Source organism: Dellaglioa sp. CoH-56-MRSF-10 (assembly GCF_056782175.1).
This window is the reverse complement of record NZ_JBXAYF010000017.1, coordinates 1-842: the sequence shown is the minus strand read 5'-3', so window position 1 is coordinate 842 and position 842 is coordinate 1. Positions and strand designations below refer to the sequence as shown.

The window sequence follows — 842 nt, the reverse complement described above, 5'->3', positions numbered from 1 at the left end:
GTTTCGGATGCGGGTACCGGCAATTCGGACCTCTATAAAATGTCGGCACTTCAGTACACTCCGGCAACCACCATCGACGCGGTGACGGTTTATGTGCAAGCCACTAACCCAGCAGCCGATGCCGCTCACTCTGTTACCGCGAAGTTGAAGTCGGCAGGCACCGTCGCAACATCCGCACCGCAGACTCTGGTTGCATCGAATGTTTTGTATTCCTCAGTATTTCCGAGGGATGGCGCGGGAAATGCATGGACACTAGCAAACCTGAACGCGGCGCAGGCTGGTATAGGTGACTAAAGATGGCCACATCCACGACACAAGTCAATAAGGTATATCAAGAGGCTATAACCAGCACAACCACCACTGGAAATACTTCGGTGAACAAAGTATTTCAGGAAGTGGTCACCGGACTCGACACAGGAAATCTGCCGTCAACGCGAATCAATAAAGTGTGGATGGAAGCAATAACCGATCCACCCCTTATCATTAAGCGACGCCTGATATCGGTTTATATAGGATGACAAAATGTATTTCCAGATAACGAATGCGGCACGTGATGCGCTGGCATCGAATCCCTCAATCAGACCTACTAGCTACAAGCTGGGCACTGGTACTGGATATGTGCCTACAGCCAGTGATACCGACATACACGGAACTCTGGTATCAACAGGACTCCTTAGTCCCGGCGACGTGATAAACGGTAACGTGCTTCGGTACTCCATTCTTCTTCCTAAGGATTTGACATTCCTTCAGCAGTTCGGAGAAGTTGGGCTGTACACCAGCACTAACATGCTGTTTGCACTAGCTGTGGCGGATGTGCCGGTCACTAAGGACAACTCGTATGC

Annotated in this window: 2 protein-coding genes; both read left to right on the top strand. The window is 50.5% G+C overall.

Features of this window, described 5'->3' with window-relative positions:
- Positions 1-294: hypothetical protein (locus tag AC1RP4_RS07595; protein WP_481763211.1), on the top strand; the 294-nt coding region annotated here is incomplete at its 5' end.
- Between the two features lie 228 nt (positions 295-522).
- The coding region (locus AC1RP4_RS07590) for a hypothetical protein (protein ID WP_438451529.1) at positions 523-842 on the top strand (320 nt) is incomplete at its 3' end.